The organism is Xanthobacter sp. BG11Y11_SDJG, from assembly GCF_057364445.1.
This window is the reverse complement of the sequence record NZ_JBNFNU010000321.1, coordinates 1-4880: the sequence shown is the minus strand read 5'-3', so window position 1 is coordinate 4880 and position 4880 is coordinate 1. Positions and strand designations below refer to the sequence as shown.

General features: G+C 68.2%; 3 protein-coding genes and 1 pseudogene. 3 read left to right on the top strand and 1 reads right to left on the bottom strand.

Annotated features, from left to right (window positions below):
- A pseudogene (locus tag AC2W7M_RS19735) lies at nt 1-1248 on the top strand (ABC transporter permease); the annotation flags it as partial.
- Nucleotides 1249-1289: 41 nt separating this feature from the next.
- Here AC2W7M_RS19735 and AC2W7M_RS19730 read toward each other — a convergent pair.
- The gene (locus AC2W7M_RS19730; RefSeq protein ID WP_486134278.1) at nt 1290-2168 is read right to left on the bottom strand and encodes a helix-turn-helix transcriptional regulator; all 879 of its coding nucleotides are present in this window, start codon (nt 2166-2168) and stop codon (nt 1290-1292) included.
- 257 nt (nt 2169-2425) lie between these two features.
- On the opposite strand from AC2W7M_RS19730, the gene AC2W7M_RS19725 reads away from it, so the two are divergent.
- A complete protein-coding gene (locus tag AC2W7M_RS19725; RefSeq protein ID WP_486134276.1) occupies nt 2426-4555 on the top strand; it encodes a TonB-dependent siderophore receptor in 2130 nt (709 codons plus the stop codon).
- On the top strand, nt 4549-4880 hold a 332-nt coding region (locus AC2W7M_RS19720; RefSeq protein WP_486134275.1), incomplete at its 3' end, for an ATP-binding cassette domain-containing protein. The genes AC2W7M_RS19725 and AC2W7M_RS19720, both read left to right, overlap by 7 nt.

The window sequence follows — 4880 nt, the reverse complement described above, 5'->3', positions numbered from 1 at the left end:
CCGCGCGCCTCCTCCCGGCGGGCGGCCTCGCCCGCTGGCGCGCCGGCGCCGACCGGCTCAAGGAGGCGTTCGCGATGGCGCTCCTCGCCATGAACGCGCACCGCCTGCGCACCTTCCTCACCATGCTGGGCATCATCATCGGCATCGCCTCGGTGGTGTGCGTGGTGGCGCTCGGGGAAGGCTCGCGCCAGCGCGTGCTCGCCAACATCTCGAGCCTCGGCACCAACACGCTGGAGATCTTCGCCGGCCGCAGCTTCGGCGACACCCGCTCGGGCCGCATCACCACCCTGGTGGCAGCCGACGCCGACGCCCTCGCGCGCCAGCACTACGTGGCCGCGGTGACGCCCACCGTCTCCACCCAAAGCACGGTGCGGTTCGGCGCGGTGGAGGCCAGCGCGCTGGTGAACGGCGTCGGTGTCGGCTATTTCGCGGCACGCGGCACCCGGCTCGCGGCCGGGGCGCTTCTTCGACGCCGAGAGCGTAAAGACGCGCGCGCTCGATGCGGTGATCGACGAGAACACCCGCAAGACGCTGTTCGGCACCCTGGCTGGCAGCCCGGTCGGCAGGGTGATCCTGGTGGGTGACGTGTTCTGCCGCGTGGTGGGCGTCGCCGCGCCGCAGCAGTCGGGCTTCGGATCGAGCCAGAACCTGTCGATCTATCTGCCCTATACGGCGGTGCAGACGCGCATCCTCGGCAGCAGCACCCTGCGCTCCATCACCGTGAAGGTGGCGGACGACGCGCCCATGGCGGCGGCGGAGCGCGAGGTCGCCCGCTTGCTGGCCCAGCGCCACGGCCGCACCGACTTCTTCATCCTCAACACCGACGACATCCGCAGGACCATCACCTCCACCACCGAGACCATGACGGCGCTGATCGCCGCCATCGCCGTGATCGCGCTGGTGGTGGGCGGGATCGGCGTGATGAACATCATGCTGGTTTCGGTGTCGGAGCGGGTGTCCGAGATCGGCGTGCGCATGGCGGTGGGGGCGCGGCGCGCCGACATCCTGCACCAGTTCCTCATCGAGGCGGTGCTGGTGTGTCTGGTGGGCGGGGTCGCCGGCATCGTCCTCGCGCTCGCCACCGGCGCGCTGTTCCAGCTCCTGGGCGTGAACTTCCAGTTGGTCTATTCCGGCACGTCCATGGTGGCGGCGGTGGCGTGCGCGAGCCTGATCGGCGTGCTGTTCGGCTACCTGCCGGCGCGCAACGCCTCGCGCCTCGATCCGGTGGCGGCGCTGTCGACCGCCTGAGCGATGCCGGTGCGGCCCGCGGTGCGGCCGGGCAGGCCCGCTCAGGCCCTGCGGGCGCGGCGCCAGGCGGCAGGCGTTTCCCCGCAGAAGCGGCGGAACACCCGCGTGAAATGCGCCTGGTCGGAAAAGCCCGCCGCCAGCGCCAACTCCCGCAGCGGCAAATCGGACGACGACAGCAGGTGCTGGACGCGCCGCATGCGGGCCTGCATGTGCCATTGGCTGGGCGGCACGCCGGTGGACGCCTTGAAGGCGTGGCTGAAATAGGATTGGGACAGGTCGGTGAGCGCCGCCAGTTCTTCCAGGCGGATGTTCCTGAAGCTGTTGTCCTCGATGAAGGACGTCACCCTGCGCAGCTGCCGCTCGGACAGCGGCGTGCGCCGCGCGGCGGGGCTGCGCCCCAGTTGCAGCAGATCGATGAACAGCGCCAGCACCAGGCCGTCGCCATAGAGGTCGTGGTGCCCCTCCGGCTCCAGGCATTCGCGCGCGATCAGGCCGGCGAGGGTGTGGATGCGCGGGTCCATGAAGCCGAGGCGCGGCGTCGCGAGCCGCTCGCCATCGAGGTCCTCGCCGATCCGCGCCGCCAGCGTCGGCACATCGAAATGCAGATCGAGGTGGCGCAACTCGCCGGCCGTCTCCACCCGCGACCACAGCGGCATCTCCGCCGGCACGTAGCTCATGTGCACCGGCGCGCAGGCGGTGATGTCCGCCCCATGCGGCGCGAGCTGGAGCTGGGTATGGCCTTCCTCGCGCTCCAGCACCACGAACAGGCGCGCGTCGCGGGAGATGTAGCTGCCGCGCGCGCCGGACGCGCAATGCACGTGCCAGACATCGGCCACCACGCCGTTCCAGCTCCGCCAGCGCAGGCTGTCGAGCAGCGTGATGCCCTCGATGGAGGAGGTCATGCGTGGTCGGAACGCCATGGATGAGCCCGCATCGCGCCGACGCCGACGCCGAAGGGCGGGCGGGCGCACAAACTTAGAAAATATATAATGTGCGGCTCGCTGCGTGCCGTGGCTAGCCTGCGGTGCAATAAGAGGCCAAGAGCAGTCAAACTGCAAGTGGAGCCGACAATCCGTGCTGCGATCGAGTTGGTATCAGGATCTGAAAGCAAGACTGGCGCTGCCCTGCGTCAGTTTTGAAGGATTCTTAACTGACAATGGCCAGCACAGGTGAGAGAATGACTGCGATTTCCCGCACGCGATTCCGGACAATCCTGCTGTGCGGCACCGCGCTCGGCGCGCTGGCCGCGGGGCCGGTCCTGGCGCAGCAGTCCGACACCCAGCTCGAAGAGCTGACGGTCGAGGGGCGCAGCAACGATTCGCCCACCGGGCCAGTGCAGGGCTATGTGGCGCGCAACACCATCACCGGATCGAAGACCGACACGCCGATCCTCGAGATCCCGCAGTCGGTCTCGGTGGTGACGCGCGACCAGATGGACGACCGGCAGGTGCAGAATGTCGGCCAGGCGCTGGACTATTCGGTGGGCGTGCTGGGCCAACCGTTCGGCACCGATCCGCGCTTCGACGCGCCGCTGCTGCGCGGCTTCGATGCTGCCAACAGCCAGTATCTCAACGGCCTGAAGCTGGTGCGCGAATTGGGCGCGACCTCCATCGAGCCCTACGGCCTGGAGCGCATCGACGTGCTGCTCGGCCCGGCCTCGGTGCTCTACGGACAGGGCAATCCGGGCGGCCTGATCGACATGATCAGCAAGCGGCCCACCTTCACCACCTTCGGCGAGGTGCAGGGGCAGATCGGCTCGTTCGACCGCTATGTGGGCGCCTTCGACGTGGGCGGCGTGGTGGGCACGGACTTCGCCTACCGCCTCACCGGCCTCGCCCGCGATTCCGGCACCCAGACCGACTATCTCCAGGACAACCGCCTGTTCTTCGCCCCGGCGCTCACCTGGAAGGGCGCCGACACCTCGCTCACCATCCTCGCCAACGTGCAGTACGACGAGGTCGGCTCGCCGGTGGGCCTGCCGGTGGAATACACCGTCGGCCCGCGCCAGAATCTCCTGTCGCCCAACCTGTTCCTCGGCGATCCCAACTACAACTCCTCGAACCGGACGCTGGCGAGCATCGGCTACGAGTTCCAGCACAGCTTCAACGACGCCTGGCAGGTGCGCCAGAACGGGCGCTACCTCTCGCTGAACTGGGACTACACCAACCTGTATTACAGCGCCCTCGACCCGGCGAACCCCACCATCGCCAACCGCGGCTCCTCCGCCAACAGCGAGGACCAGGACACCTTCACCCTCGACACCCAGATCCAGGGCGATTTCCAGACCGGGGCGCTGAGCCACAAGCTGCTGCTGGGCGTCGACTTCCGCCGCTACAGCCAGGACACCCTGACCGAATTCGGGGTGGCGCCGCCGATCAGCCTGCTGATGCCCACCTACGGGCCGATCAATCCCGGCACGCCGTGGTACACCTCGCAGGTGAACGGCACCGTGACCCAGACCGGCCTCTATGCCCAGGACCAGATCCGCTACGGCAAGTGGCTTCTGACCGCCGGCATCCGGCAGGACTGGGCCAGCGTCGATTCCACGACCGACACCAATTTCGGCGACACGGTGCAGGACCAGAACGACGCCGCCACCACCGGCCGCATCGGTCTGACCTACCTGTTCGACAACGGCGTCGCGCCCTATGCGAGCTATTCCACCTCGTTCGAGCCGGTGATCGGCAACATGCCGGCGGTGCTCGGCGGCGCGGCCTTCAAGCCCTCCACCGGCGAGCAGGTCGAGGTGGGCGTGAAGTACCAGCCGGTGGGCTGGAACGCCTTCTTCACCGCCGCCTTGTACGACATCCGCCAGCAGAACGTGCTCTCCAACGAGCTGATCGGCGGCATCAACTACCAGACCCAGATCGGCGAGGTGGAGGTGAAGGGCCTGGAGCTCTCCGCCACCATGAGCCTCGCCGACGGCTGGCGGGTGCTGGCCAACTACACCTACATGAACGCCGAGATCACGGAAGGCGAATATGCCGGCAACCGGCCGGCCAACGTCCCCGAGAACATGGGCAATGTCTGGCTCCAGTACAGCTTCAAGAGCGGCACCCTCGCGGGACTGGGGATTGCCGGCGGCGTGCGCTATGTCGGCTCGCGCTACGCGCTCGACGACAATTCCATCTTCCTCGACGCGAACACTCTCTTCGACGCCGCCCTCACCTACGAGAAGGGCCCCTACAAGGCGCAGATCAACGTGAACAACATCGCCAACGAAACGTATGTGGCCAGCTGCGGCTTCTTCGGCTGCTATTACGGCAACGGCCGCACCGTGATCGGCCAGCTCAGCTACCGATGGTGACGGCGGCGGCGCTCTGGGAGCTCGAGGGCGTGGGGTTTCACGCCGGCGACCGCCAGATTCTGGCGCCGCTGACGCTCGCGCTCGATGCCGGCAAGGTCTATGGCCTCATCGGCCCGAACGGCTCGGGCAAGAGCACGCTGATGAAGCTGCTCGCGCGCCAGCTGGCGCCGAGCGTCGGCACGGTGCGGTTCGCGGGCGAGGGACTTGCCCGCTGGCGCGGCCGCGCGTTCGCGCGCAAGGTCGCCTACATGCCGCAGTTCACGCCGCCCACCGACGGCATGAGCGTGCGCGAACTGGTGGCGCTCGGCCGCTATCCCTGGCACGG